General features: G+C 56.9%; 16 protein-coding genes. 11 read left to right on the forward strand and 5 right to left on the reverse strand.

The annotated features are described in order from the left end of the window. The first annotated feature begins 132 nt into the window (after positions 1 to 132). The 10 genes from AC2FJ5_RS00675 (at position 133) to AC2FJ5_RS00720 (ending at position 9,598) form a co-directional block, all read left to right on the forward strand. Complete coding sequence (locus AC2FJ5_RS00675) at positions 133 to 663, forward strand: ester cyclase (RefSeq protein WP_496702212.1); 531 nt, start codon at positions 133 to 135, stop codon at positions 661 to 663. An 11-nt stretch (positions 664 to 674) separates the two neighbouring features. Then, on the forward strand, positions 675 to 2,015 hold the full coding sequence (gene hisD, locus AC2FJ5_RS00680; protein ID WP_496792037.1) for a histidinol dehydrogenase: 1,341 nt from the start codon (positions 675 to 677) through the stop codon (positions 2,013 to 2,015). 79 nt (positions 2,016 to 2,094) lie between these two features. Beyond that, positions 2,095 to 3,159, forward strand: a complete 1,065-nt coding sequence (locus AC2FJ5_RS00685) for an ester cyclase (RefSeq protein ID WP_496792038.1) — start codon at positions 2,095 to 2,097, stop codon at positions 3,157 to 3,159. A 1-nt stretch (position 3,160) separates the two neighbouring features. Continuing rightward, positions 3,161 to 3,928, forward strand: a complete 768-nt coding sequence (locus AC2FJ5_RS00690) for an SDR family NAD(P)-dependent oxidoreductase (protein WP_496792039.1) — start codon at positions 3,161 to 3,163, stop codon at positions 3,926 to 3,928. After that, on the forward strand, positions 3,928 to 4,947 hold the full coding sequence (locus AC2FJ5_RS00695; protein ID WP_142639914.1) for a LacI family DNA-binding transcriptional regulator: 1,020 nt from the start codon (positions 3,928 to 3,930) through the stop codon (positions 4,945 to 4,947). Before AC2FJ5_RS00690 ends, AC2FJ5_RS00695 begins: the two co-directional genes overlap by 1 nt. Continuing rightward, on the forward strand, positions 4,944 to 5,918 hold the full coding sequence (locus AC2FJ5_RS00700) for a nuclear transport factor 2 family protein (protein WP_496792040.1): 975 nt from the start codon (positions 4,944 to 4,946) through the stop codon (positions 5,916 to 5,918). Before AC2FJ5_RS00695 ends, AC2FJ5_RS00700 begins: the two co-directional genes overlap by 4 nt. Before the next feature lie 150 nt (positions 5,919 to 6,068). Further along, positions 6,069 to 7,031: a cupin domain-containing protein gene (locus tag AC2FJ5_RS00705; protein WP_496792042.1), complete on the forward strand. Its 963-nt coding sequence runs from the start codon at positions 6,069 to 6,071 to the stop codon at positions 7,029 to 7,031. A 58-nt stretch (positions 7,032 to 7,089) separates the two neighbouring features. Further along, positions 7,090 to 8,214 (forward strand): cobalamin-independent methionine synthase II family protein, encoded by a 1,125-nt coding sequence (locus tag AC2FJ5_RS00710; protein ID WP_496792043.1) that lies wholly within the window; start codon positions 7,090 to 7,092, stop codon positions 8,212 to 8,214. Continuing rightward, entirely contained in the window at positions 8,211 to 8,906 is a 696-nt protein-coding gene (locus tag AC2FJ5_RS00715; protein ID WP_496704995.1) for an alpha/beta fold hydrolase, read from the forward strand. The genes AC2FJ5_RS00710 and AC2FJ5_RS00715 overlap by 4 nt, the downstream gene beginning before the upstream one ends. Next, the gene (locus AC2FJ5_RS00720) at positions 8,903 to 9,598 is read left to right on the forward strand and encodes an RraA family protein (protein ID WP_496702200.1); all 696 of its coding nucleotides are present in this window, start codon (positions 8,903 to 8,905) and stop codon (positions 9,596 to 9,598) included. The genes AC2FJ5_RS00715 and AC2FJ5_RS00720 overlap by 4 nt, the downstream gene beginning before the upstream one ends. A 110-nt stretch (positions 9,599 to 9,708) precedes the next feature. Here AC2FJ5_RS00720 and AC2FJ5_RS00725 read toward each other — a convergent pair whose 3' ends face one another. The 5 genes from AC2FJ5_RS00725 to ugpB are packed head-to-tail and all read right to left on the reverse strand — an operon-like array spanning position 9,709 to position 14,809. Continuing rightward, positions 9,709 to 10,644, reverse strand: coding sequence for a glycerophosphodiester phosphodiesterase family protein (locus AC2FJ5_RS00725; protein ID WP_496702637.1), 936 nt, complete (start codon positions 10,642 to 10,644; stop codon positions 9,709 to 9,711). Further along, entirely contained in the window at positions 10,644 to 11,699 is a 1,056-nt protein-coding gene (locus AC2FJ5_RS00730; protein WP_496792045.1) for a sn-glycerol-3-phosphate import ATP-binding protein UgpC, read from the reverse strand. Before AC2FJ5_RS00730 ends, AC2FJ5_RS00725 begins: the two co-directional genes overlap by 1 nt. 3 nt (positions 11,700 to 11,702) lie before the next feature. Continuing rightward, positions 11,703 to 12,539, reverse strand: a complete 837-nt coding sequence (gene ugpE / locus AC2FJ5_RS00735) for a sn-glycerol-3-phosphate ABC transporter permease UgpE (protein WP_281973021.1) — start codon at positions 12,537 to 12,539, stop codon at positions 11,703 to 11,705. Between the two features lie 20 nt (positions 12,540 to 12,559). Then, on the reverse strand, positions 12,560 to 13,441 hold the full coding sequence (gene ugpA / locus AC2FJ5_RS00740) for a sn-glycerol-3-phosphate ABC transporter permease UgpA (protein WP_142639899.1): 882 nt from the start codon (positions 13,439 to 13,441) through the stop codon (positions 12,560 to 12,562). A gap of 57 nt (positions 13,442 to 13,498) precedes the next feature. After that, positions 13,499 to 14,809, reverse strand: coding sequence for a sn-glycerol-3-phosphate ABC transporter substrate-binding protein UgpB (ugpB, locus tag AC2FJ5_RS00745; protein ID WP_271949090.1), 1,311 nt, complete (start codon positions 14,807 to 14,809; stop codon positions 13,499 to 13,501). Between the two features lie 181 nt (positions 14,810 to 14,990). On the opposite strand from ugpB, the gene AC2FJ5_RS00750 reads away from it, so the two are divergent. Further along, positions 14,991 to 15,896 (forward strand): LysR substrate-binding domain-containing protein, encoded by a 906-nt coding sequence (locus AC2FJ5_RS00750; protein ID WP_496702643.1) that lies wholly within the window; start codon positions 14,991 to 14,993, stop codon positions 15,894 to 15,896. Positions 15,897 to 16,037: the final 141 nt, after the last annotated feature.

The raw sequence follows: 16,037 nt of genomic DNA on the forward strand, positions 1-16,037 counted from the left end.
GCTGCTCTGCCAGACATAACGCCGTTGCGCGCCATCCGGCGCTCAACCGGATGCCAAGGGATTTTCTGACGGCGGATTAATCCTCGCCCTCCACACAGAAGATTCCTTGGTAACCATAAAAGGAAGAGAAACATGAAGGGCTCCCGCCCCGAACAGGCCGTGCTGACACGTGACACGGACATGAGCAAAACCGACGAGACCCGCGCCGTAATCGAGGGGATGGTCGATGGTTTGAACGACCACCGTATCGAAGACATCGGCGAATTCTTCGCCGAAGGGTTCCGCTGGCTTGGCAACCAGGGTTGCGGCACCAAGACGGGCCTGAAGGAATTCCAGGAAAACTGGCAACGCCCGTTCCAGGCTGCGTTTTCCGACAAGACCTGCATCGACGAGGCCCGGCTTTATATGGGCGAGTGGGCGGCAGCTTTTGGCCGCCAGGAAGCAACCCATTCTGGCGAATTTCTGGGGATTGCGCCCACCGGCAAGCGCGTCGAGATCCGTTACATGGATTTCTGGAAAGTTGTCGACGGCAAGATCGTCGACAACTGGGTGAATGTCGATTTTGCCCATGTCGCCTCGCAGCTTGGCATCGATCTGTTCCAGGGCAAAGGGTGGGAAACATTTGACCGGGGAGAAGAAATTCCGCCCCGGCCCGAAAATTGAGGATTAGGACAATGGCTATCGAATATCTGAAAAGCGGCAAACCCGAGGCCGACCGGGCCGAAGATGACGCCAAAACCCGCGCTGTCGTTGAAACGACTCTGAAAGACATCGAAACCCGCGGTGATGCGGCAGTGCGTGATCTGTCGGAAAAGTTTGACAATTACTCGCCGGAAAGCTTCCGCCTGAGCCAGGAACAGATCGACGAGCTGATCGCCTCATTGACCGAACGCGAGCTGGCCGACATCAAGTTCGCTCAGAAACAGGTGATAAACTTCGCCCAGGCGCAGCGCGACTCAATGCTGGATATCGAGGTTGAAACCTTGCCGGGCGTCATCCTCGGCCACAAGAACATCCCGGTGCAGTCTGTTGGCTGTTATGTTCCTGGCGGTAAATTCCCGATGGTTGCGTCGGCGCATATGTCGGTTGCGACCGCTAAAGTCGCGGGTGTGCCTCGCATCATCGCCTGCACGCCGCCGTTTCAGGGCAAGCCCAATGCGGCCGTGATCGCTGCCATGTATCTGGGTGGGGCGCATGAGATCTATGTCATGGGTGGTATCCAAGCGATTGGTGCCATGGCGATCGGTACGGAAACCATTGATCCGGTCCACATGCTGGTCGGCCCCGGGAACGCCTTTGTGGCAGAAGCCAAACGGCAGCTCTTTGGTCGCGTTGGCATCGACCTTTTTGCGGGCCCGACCGAGACCATGGTCATTGCCGACGAAACCGCTGCCGATGCCGAACTTTGTGCGACCGACTTGTTGGGGCAGGCCGAGCATGGCTACAACAGCCCGTGTGTTCTGGTCACCAACTCGCGCAAGCTGGCCGAAGAAACGCTGAGCGAGATCGACCGTATCCTCGGTATCCTGCCTACCGCCGGAACCGCAAAAGTCAGCTGGGAGGAGTATGGGGAAGTCATTGTCTGCGACACTTATGACGAAATGCTGCAAGTTGCCGATGATATCGCCTCTGAACATGTGCAGGTGATTACCGACCGTGACGACTGGTTCCTGGAAAACATGACCAGCTATGGCGCGCTGTTTCTTGGGGCGCGGACCAATGTTGCAAACGGTGACAAGGTGATCGGCACGAACCACACGCTGCCGACCAAAAAGGCTGGACGTTATACCGGCGGTTTGTGGGTCGGCAAGTTCATGAAAACTCACAGCTACCAGAAGGTTGTTACCGACGAGGCTGCGGCAATGATCGGCGAATTCGGCTCACGCCTGTGTATGCTGGAAGGCTTTGTCGGCCATGCCGAGCAATGCAATATTCGCGTCCGGCGTTATGGGGGTATCAACGTACCTTACGGCGAAGGTGCGGCTTATCGCGAGGCTGCAGACGCGTCCTCATAAGAGTGAGGTCATTGCTGCAGAACTTGCGCTTGGAGTTTGCCCGGGCGCCATGGGTTTTGAAAGAAAAGCAGAGAAAACAATGCGAGATTTCGCAATGGACACACATTCTACCCATAAGGCCCTGATCGCGCCATTGCGCGAAGCCATGTATAACTTTGACGAAACCGGCGTCCGAGCTGCACTGCAGGCGGTGATTGCGCCCGATGCCGTCATCCACATGCCCCATCCATTCGGCGACCTGACCGGGCCGCAGGAACTCTATGATGCCTGCTACACACCGCTTTTGAAATCCATGCCCGATCTGGAACGCCGGGATTGGATTGTGATGGGCGGGCCGACGCAACATGGTGATGATTGGGTCTGCTGTGGCGGCCACTACGTAGGCACCTTCGTCGCCCCTTGGTTGGACATCTCGCCGACCGGGCATCTGACCCATATGCGGTTCCACGAATTCTACCGCTTCGAAAATCGCAAAGTTGTCGAAATCCAGGCACTCTGGGACATTCCCGAAGTGATGATGCAGGCGAAGGCCTGGCCGATGGCCCCGTCTTTGGGGCAGGAGTTCTGTATTCCCGGCCCGGCGACGCTGGACGGTATCGTGCGGGGCCCCTGGGATGAGGCAAAATCGAAGGCCTCCTGCGAGCATATCGTTTCCATGCTTGAGCATCTGGAAAAGCATCCCAGTCAGGGTGGCCCCGAAGTGATGGAGATGGAAAGGTTCTGGCATCCGCGCATGAACTGGTACGGGCCCGCCGGGATCGGCACCGGGCGCGGCATTGCAGGGTTTCGCAACTGGCACCAGATCCCTTTCCTGAGTGGTATGCCGGACCGAGGCAAATACGCCGACGAGATCACCTTTCATTTCTTTGGTGACGGTGATTATGCAGCTGTTACCGGCTGGCCGGACATGATCCAGACCATCACTCATGACGGCTGGATGGGTATCGCCCCTTCTGGCCAGCGCATCACTATGAGATCGTTGGATTTCTGGCGATTGGAAGATGGCCTGATCCGGGAGAACTGGGTGTTGGTCGACCTGCTGGACGTGTACCGGCAACTGGGCGTAGATGTCTTTGCCCGCCTGCGCGAATTCAACAAAGCGCGTGTCGCAGGTGAAATTCCATACCCAGTCGGCGAGGTCTGATATGCTCAATTTTCCCAGTACCCCTAGTTTCAGTCTAGGCGGCAAACGTGCGCTAGTCGCCGGGGCATCGTCGGGCATAGGTCTGGCCTGCGCCGTAGCGCTGGCAGAGCATGGGGCCGAGGTCACATTGGCGGCGCGCCGCGCAAGTGCGTTACAAGAGATAGCCGATCAGATGACTGCCAAGGGTTGGTCTGCCAAGGTGCTTGAGATGGATGTCACCGATGTAGCAGGAACTGCCGCGGCTGTCGCCGAAAACGGGCCGTTTGACATCCTTTTGAACTCGGCAGGGTTTGCACGTCATAGCAAGGCGGTCGAAACGGTGCCCGAAGATTTTGACTCGGTCATGAACGTCAATGTCCGGGGGGCCTATTTCCTAACCCAAGCCGTTGCCAAAGGGTTGCTTGAGGCCGGGCGTCCCGGATCGCTGATAAATATCTCAAGCCAGATGGGCCATGTCGGCGGGCAGGAACGCGCGGTCTATTGCGCCTCCAAGTTTGCGGTCGAGGGCTTTACCAAGGCGATGGCGCTGGAATTCGGGCCCGCTCAGATCCGTGTCAACACGATTTGCCCGACTTTCATCCTGACGGATTTGTCCCGGTCTACATTCGAGGACCCGACCAAACGGGCCTGGATTTTGGACAAGATCAAGCTGGGCCGCCCGGGAGAGATTGAGGATATTATGGGCGCGGTAGTGTACCTGGCATCAGAGGCGTCGGCTTTGGTTACAGGAACAGCAATGTTGGTGGACGGAGGCTGGACGGCAGACTGATGGTTACTCAGAAGGTTACATCGTTGGACGTTGCCCGGCTGGCCGGGGTCAGCCAATCCGCCGTTAGCCGGGTCTTTACGCCTGGTGCATCTGCCTCGCAAAAAACGGTCGCGAAAGTGCGCAAGGCAGCGGATGAACTGGGATATCGGCCAAATTTTCTGGCCCGTGCGGTGGTCTCGGGCAAAAGCCGGATCATTGGACTTGTGGTCGCCTATCTGAACAATCAGTTCTATCCTGAAGCGTTGGAAAAGCTGACAAACAAGTTGCAAGAGCGCGGCTACCACGTGCTGGTCTTCATGGCGTCGCATCAGGCCGGCAACATAGACAACGTGATCGAAGAAATACTGGATTTTCAGGTTGATGGGATTATCGCGGCTTCGGTGGCTTTGTCGTCGGATCTGTCGGATCGTTGTCTGGCTGCCGGTGTGCCGATGGTGCTGTTTAACCGGGTTCAGGACGACCCGGCCATGTCGGCGGTCACCTCGGACAATATCGCGGGTGGGCGCAAGGCTGCCGAATTCCTTTTGGCCGGGGGGCATAAAAAGATCGGGTACATCGCCGGTTGGGAAGGCGCGTCGACCCAGCGCGACCGCGAAGCAGGTTTCAGGGCCGCCTTGCATGATGCGGGGGCGGAACTGCATGCGCGCGGCGTTGGGAACTTCACCAGCGAACAGTCGCGGGCGGCAACGCTGGAGATGTTTGCCTCGGACCCGCCCGACGCCGTTTTTGTGGCCAATGACCACATGGCTATTGCAGTGATGGACACCCTCAGATTCGAGTTGGGCCTAAGGATTCCCGAAGATGTTTCGGTTGTCGGATACGACGACGTGGCTGTGGCCGCCTGGCCAACCTATAGCCTGACCACTGTACGACAGCCTGCAAACCGTATGGTTGCCGAAACCGTGGACATTTTGCTGAGCAAAATCGAAGGGCCCGATGTTGGTCCGCACCGATTGGAAATAGATGGACCGCTGATTGTTCGCGGTTCTGCACGTATACCTGAAGGATGGAAGACATGAAGGGATTTGACCCGAAATTCAAAGATTTTCCTGACTATATTATTGGGATCACAAAAGAAATCTGGGAAGATCGGGGCATTGCCACGCTGCACCATTACTATGCGCCCGATATCGTAGTTCGATCCCCGGGGTCAGTTGTCGTTGGCAATCAGGGCGTCATTGCCGCTACCATGGCAACGCTTGCCGAGTTCCCCGACCGCACATTGCTGGGTGAGGATGTGATTTGGTCCGGCACACCGGAAGATGGCATGCTGTCCTCGCACAGGCTTTTGTCGACTGCGACCCATCTGGGCGACGGTGCCTATGGGAAGGCTACCGGGAAAAAGCTGGTCTACCGTATCCTTGCCGACTGTCACGCCATCAACAACCAGATCAACGATGAATGGCTGATCCGCGACCAGGGTGCGATTGTTCAACAGATGGGTTGGGACCCAAAAGAATATGCCCGCGATCTGATTGCCCGCGAAGGCGGCCCAGAGGCTTGCGCCCAGCCTTACACGCCGGCGAATGATCAGCCTGGACCTTACAAAGGGCGTGGTAATGACAATGAATGGGGTCAGAAATACGCCGACATTCTGAACCGGGTCATGTCTGCAGACCTGAGCGTGATCAGCGCCGAGTATGACCGCGCCGTGCAATCGGAATATCCGCGCGGCACGACTGGTCACAGCTGGGCTCCGGTCGATCGCTTTTGGATGGGACTTCGCGCCTCTTTCCCGAATGCCGAGTTCAAAATTCAACATCAGATTGGTCGCGACGACCCAACGATGCCGCCCCGCGCCGCGATCCGCTGGTCGCTGCATGGCAAGCATGATGGATGGGGTGTGTTCGGCACGCCGACTGGGGCCGAGGTCTTTGTGCTGGGTATTAGCCACGCCGAATTCGGCCCCTGGGGCCTGCGCCGTGAATACACTCTGTTTGATGAAACGTCGGTCTGGAAACAGATCCTTTTGAAAACCGGTGATCTGTAAATGTCGCACCGTCTCTCAAATCTGGAGGCTGGGCAGGCCCTGCGGCGTTTTCACGCCCACCGGGCCAGCCTGCGTGCCCGGCGACTGAACAACCGCCCGCCTGGTTTCGGAGTTTGACCGCAGCGAACTCCAACCAAAAGGAAGACAGAAATGAGTACCATCCAAAGCCGCATCGTCCGTTATGGCGAATTGAAACCCTGTAAAACCGCGTTCATCGACGCCCATACCCCGGGGTCAGATCAAAAGGAAAACTTCACCATCGTCGGCGGGGGCGTATCCGAAAGCCCCGATCAACACGTCCACATCACCGATAAGATCGGTTTCAACATCGGTGCTGCGGGCCAACCGCCGAGATGCCGGAACTCTCTGCATAGCCACACCACGGCCGAAGTGTTCTTTGTTGCCAAAGGCCGTTGGCGGTTCTTCTGGGGCAGATACGGATCGGCTGGTGAGTTCATTGCCGAAGAAGGAGACATCTTCAACATCCCGACCGGTATCTTCCGCGGGTTTGAAAATGTGGGGCAGGACTACGGGATGATCATGGCGGTCCTTGGCGGTGACGATGCCGGGGGCGGGGTCACCTGGGCGCCGCAGGTTATTCAGGATGCGCAGGCCCATGGCTTGATGCTGGGAAACAATGGGATTCTTTACGACAGCAAAAAAGGGGAAACGCTGCCGCATAATGTACAGCCCATGCCCTTGCTGACTGAAGAGCAGTTGAAAGCCTATCCCGAGGTCCCCGTCGAAAATGTGATTGGCAATTACGTGGCCCGCTATTGGGATTTGATGGCGCTGTCATCAAACAGGCCTGCCGTTGTGATCGGTGAAAACGGCCTGATCAAGGACAAGCCGGGTTTCGAGGTTGATTTCCTTGGTCGCGGCTCGTGCGTGTCTGATCCGGTTAAAGCCGAAAAGCCTGTGGTCTTGATGCCGGCCAGTGGCCACTGGCGGATTACGATTGAGGATGTTGAAACAACCCTGACAAATGGGGATACCGCACTGGTTCTGCCCGGCGAAAGCTATGGCGTCACGCCTTCGATGACCGGTGACGCGGGGCTCTATCGCGTTACCGCAACCGAAGATCCGGCCGGTACAACTTGGACAGGTGCATGAAACAAACTGCGCTGCCTTCCGGGCGGCGCAGATTAGACTTGCAGAGGGAGAAGAAGGAATGACCCGCATTTCAACCACACATGTCGGGAGCCTTCCGCGTAGTCAGGAGGTCGTGGATTTCATCTTTGCGCGCGAGCGTGCAGAGCCATTTGACGCGGAAGCTTTTGATGCCTGTATGACCTCGGCAGTGTCCGAGACAGTGCGCAAACAGGTCGAAGCCGGGGTCGATATCGTATCGGATGGCGAGACGTCGAAGATCTCATACGCCACCTATGTCAAAGATCGCTATTCTGGTTTTGACGGGGACAGCCCGCGCAACGCGCCAGCAGATCTGAAGATGTTTCCCGGCTTCCTGAAACGCCTGGCTGATGATGGCGGTACGCCACAATATGCGCGCCCAATGTGTGTGGGTGAGGTGCGGTCAAAAGGGCAAGGTGAACTGCAAAAAGACATCGACAACCTCAAGGTCGCCATGGCCGCGCATGGTGTCGAGCGTGGTTTTATGAACGCGGCCAGCCCGGGTGTCATCTCGCTTTTTCTGCAAAATGATTTCTACCCCACGCGTGAAGCCTATCTGGCTGCACTCGCCGATGCGATGAAGCAAGAGTACGAAACCATTGTGGGGGCCGGTCTGGATCTACAGCTGGATTGCCCCGACCTGGCCCTGTCTCGCCATATGCTGTTCTCTGACCTTTCGGACGAAGAATTTGTCAAGATCGCCAATTTGCATGTTGAGGCCCTGAATCACGCATTGCAGGACGTTCCCGCTGCCAAGGTGCGCGTCCATATTTGCTGGGGCAATTACGAAGGACCGCATTGTTGCGACATTGGAATGGACAAAGTATTCGGCACGCTGATGTCGACCAAATCCCGCTATGTCCTGTTCGAAACCTCGAACCCCCGTCATGCGCATGAATGGACGGTGTTCCGTGACCGCAAAGCCGAAATACCAGAGGACAAAGTGCTTGTACCTGGAGTTGTCGACACCACGACAAATTTTGTCGAACATCCGGAACTGGTCGCCCAACGTATTGAACGGTTTTCGAATATTGTCGGCTGCGAAAGAGTGATCGCGGGCTCGGATTGCGGATTTGGCACTTTTGCCGGATTTGGTGCGGTTGATCCCGATATCGCCTTTGCCAAGCTTGGATCTCTGGCCGACGGGGCTGCATTGGTCGCATGAAACCACTTGTAATGTTGCCCGGCATGATGTGCGACGCCCGGCTTTTTGCCCCGCAGGTCGCGGCGCTTTCGAGCAGCAATCCTGTCCTCTACGCGCCGATTGGGGGGCATGACACGGTGCAGGCTTTGGCCGCCGAAGTGTTGTCTTATGCGCCCCCGCGCTTTGTCCTTGCGGGTCTGTCCATGGGTGGCATCGTTGCGATGGAAATAATCCGGCAGCAACCGCAGCGCGTCGTCAGCGTGGCGCTGATGGATACCAACCACTTGGCCGAACGGGATGACGTCAAAGCCAGGCGTGGTCCACAAATCGCTTCTGTGTCCAGTGGGGGCTTGGGCCGGGTCATGGCCGAGGAGATGAAACCAAACTACCTGACCGATGGCCCGAACCGCGAGGCAATTCTGAACCTGTGCATGGATATGGCCTTGGGTCTTGGACCGGATGTTTTTATCAACCAGTCCAAAGCATTGCGAGATCGCCCCGACCAAAGCGATACCTTGCGCGGTTATCCCGGACAGGCCCTGATCCTGTGCGGGAAAGATGATGCTTTGTGCCCGGTTTCGCGACACGCCCTGATGCATGAACTTCTCACGAATAGCCGTTTCGAGGTCATCGAGCAGGCGGGGCATTTGCCTACACTTGAACAACCCGAACTGACGACAGCGGCTCTGTGCCGTTGGCTGGAGGCATTATGAAAAAACCCTTGCTGGACCTTTTGAAATCCGTCGACACCCCCACCGTTTGCAATGCGATAGAAGTGGCGCAAGGCAAGCGTGGGTTCGACAATTTCACGCGGGGCACAATGCTGTGCTCGGATCCCGATGCGGGGGCAATGGTCGGTTATGCCAGAACGGCAAAGATCGCGGCGGTGAACCCTCCCGAAGACCCTCCCGAAGTGATCCGTCAGCGCCGGATGGATTACTACCGGCACATGGCAACGGGCACAGGCCCGGCTGTTACGGTTGTCGAAGATTTGGATTTCCCGGACTGCATCGGTGCTTATTGGGGTGAGATCAATACCACGGTCCACAAAGGGTTTGGCATCAGCGGTGCGTTGACCAACGGCGTGATGCGGGATCTGGGCGATTTGCCGGATGGGTTTCCGGTTGTGTCGGGCTCGGTCGGTCCAAGCCACGGGTTCGTGCATGTCAAAGAGGTTGGCACCCCGGTGACCATCTTCAGCCTCTCGATCAAGGACGGGGACCTGGTGCATGCGGACCGGCACGGCGCTTTGGTGATCCCGCCCGAAGTGGTGGACAGCCTGGAACAGGCGATCCGTAAATTGCTTGAAACCGAAAAGCTTATTCTTGGCCCAGCACGCGCGTCAGAGTTCGATTTTGAAGCCTTTGAACAAGCATGGGCGGCGTTCGAATCCTCGCGCACGTAGTGCAGCAACAACCGCGCGGCCCAGCTATAGACTAACCCGATAGCGAGGCGATGTGATTCTGAATGGTCCCGTCATTAGCGATGGCGATCGTGTCGGAAATCGCGGCTGGATCACACCCATCTCATGCCCAAATCCGACAGATGCCTTTGAACCCGTCCAGGATAGTCCGAGACGATGGCATCAACGCCCAGATCAATCATCCTGCTGATTTCCGCCGGTTCATTGACCGTCCATACGGCTACGCAAAGCCCAAGTTCTTTGGCAACCGCGACGTCCTCAGATATCACATCTGCGAAATACGGACACCAAAGCGCGCCGCCCGCTTGCTTGACCATTTGCGGGATTTTTTCGCTTTGGCCTCGAAAGTCCGGACAAACGGCCTTGGAGGAATCCTCGCCAACGTCATCGGCATTTTCGGGAAGCTGCGTCAGGTAAGATGACGGCATGCCAGGTGCCTGCCGCTGACAGACTTCCAACAGGGTCCAGTCAAAGCTGTGCAGCAACACGCGATCGGATAGGCCAGCGGCCCGAACCTGCTGTACCACGCGTTCGACAAAGCGGTCCAGATAGGCCGCGTCATGGGCCAGATCCGGATCCGATTTCAGTTCGAGCATCAGATTGGCTTTGCTGTATTCCGGCCGATTGATCAGATCCAGAAGGTCCTGCAGCTTTGGCACGCGAACGCCGTCCAGTTGGGCCTGATCGGGGAACCGTCGACCATAATCCGAGTGTCCGTCCAAGCGCCCGATTTCGAACTGTTGAATCTGGTCGAAGGACAGGGACGAGACTTTGGGTTCTTTTCCGGTCAAAAACTGACCGCTGGCATCCCGAAAGGTCGGCGCGTGCAGCCGATGGTTATGGGTTATGACAGGCACATCATCCGCCGTCAGCACCACGTCAAACTCAAGAAGTGGAACCCCGATGGACAGCGTAAAATCGAAACCGATCATGCTGTTTTCGGGCAGGACGCCGCGTGCCCCCCGGTGCCCTACTACACGGATCAGGTTTTTACCGCCGCGAAACGCCTCGACCTGAGGGAAAGGCATCAGCCCTCGAGCCTTATGCCAGAGGTAGGGTCAAACAGATGCATATGCTCTGGCGCAACAGAAAAACGCATATTGGGATGACGGCCTTCGATCGGATGAACACCCGGAAGGCTGATCGTGATTGCCGCGCCAGAGCCTGACACCTGACCGTGCAACAAAGTATTCGCCCCCAGCGGTTCGGCTATCTGAACTATGACATCGAAGGGCCCGTTTTCATCAAGGAACAGATGCTCTGGTCGTATGCCCAATTTGAACGGGCCATCGGGCCCGCCTGATGGGCCAATCTCGTTATCGTTGATCCTGATCTTTCCGCCCTGGCGCTCTGCATCAAAGGTATTCATCGCCGGGCTGCCGATGAATTGCGCAGCGAACAGCGTCCGCGGCGTCTCATAGACCTCAAGCGGGGTGCCGATTTGCTCGGCAACACCACCGTTCATCACGATCATTCTGTCGGCCATGGTCATGGCCTCGACCTGATCATGGGTCACGTATAGCGAGGTGATACCCAGCTTTTCTTGCAGTTCGCGGATTTCCAGACGCATTTGGACACGCAGCTTTGCATCCAGGTTTGAGAGCGGCTCATCAAACAGGAACACGGCAGGTTCACGGACAATAGCGCGGCCCATGGCAACCCTTTGGCGTTGACCGCCTGAAAGCTGACGGGGCTTGCGGTCAAGCAGCGGCTCAAGCTGCAACAGCTTAGCGGCCTCGGTCACCTTCTGGTCAATCTGAGCCTTGGGCAATCCGGCGATTTTCAGACCATAGCCCATGTTCTGGCGTACCGACATATGGGGGTACAGAGCATAGTTCTGGAACACCATTGCAATGTCCCGGTCCATCGGCTCCTTGTCATTGGCGCGCTCTTCGCCAATCCGGATTTCGCCGGATGTCACAGTCTCAAGCCCGGCCACCATCCGCAGCAAAGTGGATTTGCCGCAGCCGGAGGGGCCCACGATCACGATAAACTCGCCATCCGCGATATCGACGTCGATGCCATGAATGACGTCCGTCGGGCCAAAGCTCTTTTTGACGTTCTCAAGGGATACTGTTGCCATTTCTTATTTCTCGCTATCGACAAGGCCGCGGACAAAAAGCTTTTGCATCGACACCACCACAAGGACCGGTGGGATCATTGCCAGGATCGAGGTCGCCATGATCGTCGGCCAATGGGCAAAATCATCGCCCGAGGGGAACATCTGTTTGATGCCCATCACGATGGTGTTCATCTCGGGGTCGGTCGTGATCAGCAGCGGCCAGAGATATTGGTTCCACCCATAGATGAACAGGATCACGAACAGGGCCGCGATGTTGGTTCGGCTCATCGGGATCACGATATCAATAAAAAACCGCATGGGGCGGGCGCCATCCACGCGCGCGGCCTCGGCCAGTTCGTCCGGGATGGTCAGAAAGAACTGGCGGAACAGGAACGTGGCGGTGGCCGAGGCGATCAGCGGAAAGATCAGCCCCGAATAGCTGTTGAGCATACCAAACCCGGCCACCACCTCGAAGGTCGGGACAATCCGCACCTCAACCGGCAGCATCAGGGTCAGGAAGATCAGCCAGAAAAACGTGTTCCGCCCGGGAAAGCGGAAATAGACGATGGCAAAGGCTGACAGCAGCGAGATGACGATCTTGCCCACGGCAATGCCAATCGCCATCACCAGGCTGTTGAACAGCATCGTTGCGACCGGGACGTTCACGCCTGAGAACAGGGCCGCCTTGTAATTCACCCAGAACTGATCACCTGGCACAACCGGCATCGGGGGCGAGATTATGTCGGCCTGAGTAACGGTCGAGGCCACAAAGGCCAGCCAGATCGGGAAGAAGATGACCAGAACGCCAAGGATCATAAACGCATGGGTCAGCCACAGGCCCGCACCACGTTTCTCGACCATTCCATGTTGTTGGGCCGCCATCAGTAATGCACCCTCTTCTCAACGTATTTGAACTGGATCACTGTCAGCAGGCCGACAACCACCAGCAGGATGACCGATTGGGCCGAAGACGACCCCAGATCCTGGCCCACAAACCCATCGGAAAAGACTTTGTAGACCAGGATGGTTGTGGCTTGTTGCGGACCCCCTCCGGTGATCGTGTGGATCACGCCGAAAGTTTCAAAGAAGGCATAGACAATGTTCACGACCAGCAGGAAGAACGCGGTCGGCGACAAAAGCGGCAGTACGATGGTAAAGAACCGGCGCCAAAAATGGGCCCCATCAATCGCCGCCGCTTCGATGACCGAGCGGGGCACGGATTGCAGCGCCGCAAAGAAGAACAGAAAGTTATAGCTGATGCGTCCCCAGGCCGAGGCGACAACGACCAGCCCCATGGCCTCGGCATCGTTCAGGACGTGGTTCCAGTCATAGCCGAGCTGGCCCAGATACCATGCGACCACACCAACACGGGTGTTGAACATGAACAGCCACAGCACACCCGCCACCGCGGGGGCAACGGCGTAGGGCCAGATCAACAAGGTCCGATACACGCCCGAGCCCTTGATCAGTCGATCTGCGATGACTGCCAGGAACAAGGCCGGGATCATCGAGCACAGGGTCACAAGCGTAGAAAACACCGCCGTCGTCACGAATGAGGCGCGGTAGTATTTATCGCTCAGCAGGAATTCGAAATTGCCCAGTCCGACGAACTGAGACGACAGCCCGAACGGGTCGGGAATGAACAACGATTGCCATACGGCCTGACCAGCAGGATAGAAAAAGAAGACGGCGGAAATGATGACCTGCGGGGCGATCAGCGCAAGCGGCAGCAGCCAGCCGCGAAAAATGACGCGTTTTTCCATTCTATTGACCCACCAAAGTAGAATGCGGGCCCAACGAGGCCCGCATCAGATTACGACTTATTGATTGGCGGATTCGAACCGGCGCAGCAGCGCGTCGCCGCGTTCCTTCGCACTGTCCATCGCCTCTTGGGCGGTCTTTTCACCAGCCCAGATGGCCTCAAGCTCTTCGTCGATGATGCCACGGATCTGGTCGAACGATCCCAGACGCAGACCTTTCGAGTTTGCCGTCGGCTCTTTCGCGGTCATCTGGATGACGGCGATGTCAGTGCCCGGGTTTTCGTCATAGAAACCAGACGCTCGGGTCGCCTCACCTGCCTCGGTAGTGATGGGCAGATAGCCGGTGTTCTGGTGCCAGGCCGCCTGAACGTCAGACGAGGACAGGAAGCTGAGGAACTCGCCGACGCCTTTGTATTCATCGGCCTCGTGACCTTCCATGACCCAAAGTGAGGCACCACCGATGATGGTGTTCTGCGGCTCGGCCGTGACAGCTTCCCAATAGGGCAGCGGACGCACGTCGAAATCAAACTCGGCTTCGGCTTTGATCCCGGCGTATCCCGCCGAGCTTTCGGTGAACAGGGCGCATTCGCCGGACCGGAAGTTCGCGCCACCTTCGTTGCGGCGGCCCGTGTAGATGAACTTGCCGTCTTTGGCCCAGTCACCCATCGCGGTCAGGTGTGCAACCTGGGCCGGACCGTTCAGCATCAGCTCGGTATCCAGGCCGGCAAAGCCGTTATCCTGCGAGGCGAAGGGGACGTCGTGATAGGCTGACAGGTTCTCAAGATGAATCCAGCTTTGCCATGCAGTGACCAACGGGCAATCTTCACCACCGGCCTTGAGCTGCTCCAGCGTTTCCCCGACCTTTTCCCAGGTCGACAGATCGGTGTCAGGATCAACGCCCGCCGCTTCGAACGCATTGCGGTTGACCCAAAGAACCGGTGTTGATGAGTTGAAGGGCAGGGACAGCATGTCGCCATCCGTGGTCGTATAATACCCTTTGACCGAGCCGATATAGGCGTCCGGATCAAATGACGCACCGCTTTCAGCCATCACCTCATAGACCGGTTTGATCGCGCCCTGGGCCGACATCATAGTTGCGGTGCCAACCTCGAATACCATCAGGATCTGCGGTTGTTCACCGGCGCGGAAGGCGGCGATGCCTGCATTCAGGGTTTCCGAATAGTTGCCCTTGTGGCTTTCAACCACGACATATTCATCCTGGCTGGCGTTGAATTCTTCAACCTGAGCTTTCACAAGCTCACCCAGGCGGCCGGTAAAGGCATGCCAGAACTGAACTTCGGTTTGCGCCATTGCCGCGATCGGGGACAAGGCTGTTGATACGGCAAGAGCGCCAAGCAATTTCGTTTTCATGATTCCTCCCATGCATCAAAGGCGATGCTTCGTTGAATACCGAGCGCTACGCGTAATCGGCACACATGACGATTTCACGACGTTAACGTTACAGAAATATAATTCAAGCCTGATTTTCTGGCAAAAAATATAATATGATGTTATGAACTGGCCGAGGTTTGCAGCAAAAACAGGACGCTCCATGAGCCAAACCCTGAGAATTAGGCAGCTTGAGGCACTTATGGCGGTGACCGTCAATGGCTCGGTCACGGCTGCCGCATCCGATCTGGGTGTCAGCCAGCCTGCGGTCAGCAGGTTGCTTTCAGATTTGGAAAAATCGCTGGGGTTTCAACTGTTCGACCGCCGCGAAGGTCGGTTGGTTCCGACGCAGGAAGTTCGCTATCTGCAACCCAGCGTAGAGCGCGTGTTGGAATTGATGCGGCAGATCTCGGATGTCAGTCAGGACATCACGCAACGCAAAGCCGGGCATATTCGCGTCGCCTGCCTTCCTGGCTTCGCCACCAGTCACTTACCAGACGTTGTTGCTGGATTTCTGAGCGACCGGCCTGGTGTCACCATGACGATAGAGCCGGATAGGCCCGAGCGTATCCTGGAGTGGATGATCGGCGAGCAATATGATTTCGGAATCACAGATGGGTTTAATGGCCACCCGGCTGTCGAAAGCACCCATATTGATATCCGCACAGTTTGCGTCTTTCCCGCAGGCCATGCGCTGGAAGACCTTTCGACCGTGACACCGGCAGATATTGCCGATCAGAAGATCATCCACACCCGGCGCGACAGCGACTTTTTCGTGCGCCTGTCGCGTGCATTTCAAAACTCGAATGTCGAACTGAACTCGCATATCGAGGTTCGGCAATTCACGGCCGCTTGCGAATTGGTGGTGAAGGGCGTTGGGGTGTCTGTCGTTAGCGAACTGGACGCAGTACAATATCAGAACAGGGGGTTGAGCTATCGGTCTTTCAGGCCATTTCTGCCTCATACGCTGTCGCTGGTGCGACCGGTTTTGAAGCAACCATCGCTGGTCACGCTGGAATTCATAGAACAGTTCAGCGACAGCCTTGGACCTTTCATCGCCGATCCTTAGCTGGATACAGCCGAAAGCGTTGCCCGATTGATTGCCTGAACGCGGCTTTGGGCATTGGCAAAATTTTACAAAAATCGAATTGAGACCCCGGGATTGCTTTACGCGCCCTGAAACTTGTGGGCAAACTGACTTGGTTCATGC

The sequence above is a fragment of the Ruegeria sp. CDSA221 genome (assembly GCF_059611825.1).

Bases quoted from the DNA above. Each gene is read 5' to 3' on its own strand.
- AC2FJ5_RS00675 (WP_496702212.1), top strand. From the start codon at position 133: ATGAAGGGCTCCCGCCCCGAACAGGCCGTGCTGACACGTGACACGGAC.
- hisD (WP_496792037.1), top strand. From the start codon at position 675: ATGGCTATCGAATATCTGAAAAGCGGCAAACCCGAGGCCGACCGGGCC.
- AC2FJ5_RS00685 (WP_496792038.1), top strand. From the start codon at position 2,095: ATGCGAGATTTCGCAATGGACACACATTCTACCCATAAGGCCCTGATC.
- AC2FJ5_RS00690 (WP_496792039.1), top strand. From the start codon at position 3,161: ATGCTCAATTTTCCCAGTACCCCTAGTTTCAGTCTAGGCGGCAAACGT.
- AC2FJ5_RS00695 (WP_142639914.1), top strand. From the start codon at position 3,928: ATGGTTACTCAGAAGGTTACATCGTTGGACGTTGCCCGGCTGGCCGGG.
- AC2FJ5_RS00700 (WP_496792040.1), top strand. From the start codon at position 4,944: ATGAAGGGATTTGACCCGAAATTCAAAGATTTTCCTGACTATATTATT.
- AC2FJ5_RS00705 (WP_496792042.1), top strand. From the start codon at position 6,069: ATGAGTACCATCCAAAGCCGCATCGTCCGTTATGGCGAATTGAAACCC.
- AC2FJ5_RS00710 (WP_496792043.1), top strand. From the start codon at position 7,090: ATGACCCGCATTTCAACCACACATGTCGGGAGCCTTCCGCGTAGTCAG.
- AC2FJ5_RS00715 (WP_496704995.1), top strand. From the start codon at position 8,211: ATGAAACCACTTGTAATGTTGCCCGGCATGATGTGCGACGCCCGGCTT.
- AC2FJ5_RS00720 (WP_496702200.1), top strand. From the start codon at position 8,903: ATGAAAAAACCCTTGCTGGACCTTTTGAAATCCGTCGACACCCCCACC.
- AC2FJ5_RS00725 (WP_496702637.1), bottom strand. From the start codon at position 10,644: ATGCCTTTCCCTCAGGTCGAGGCGTTTCGCGGCGGTAAAAACCTGATC.
- AC2FJ5_RS00730 (WP_496792045.1), bottom strand. From the start codon at position 11,699: ATGGCAACAGTATCCCTTGAGAACGTCAAAAAGAGCTTTGGCCCGACG.
- ugpE (WP_281973021.1), bottom strand. From the start codon at position 12,539: ATGGTCGAGAAACGTGGTGCGGGCCTGTGGCTGACCCATGCGTTTATG.
- ugpA (WP_142639899.1), bottom strand. From the start codon at position 13,441: ATGGAAAAACGCGTCATTTTTCGCGGCTGGCTGCTGCCGCTTGCGCTG.
- ugpB (WP_271949090.1), bottom strand. From the start codon at position 14,809: ATGAAAACGAAATTGCTTGGCGCTCTTGCCGTATCAACAGCCTTGTCC.
- AC2FJ5_RS00750 (WP_496702643.1), top strand. From the start codon at position 14,991: ATGAGCCAAACCCTGAGAATTAGGCAGCTTGAGGCACTTATGGCGGTG.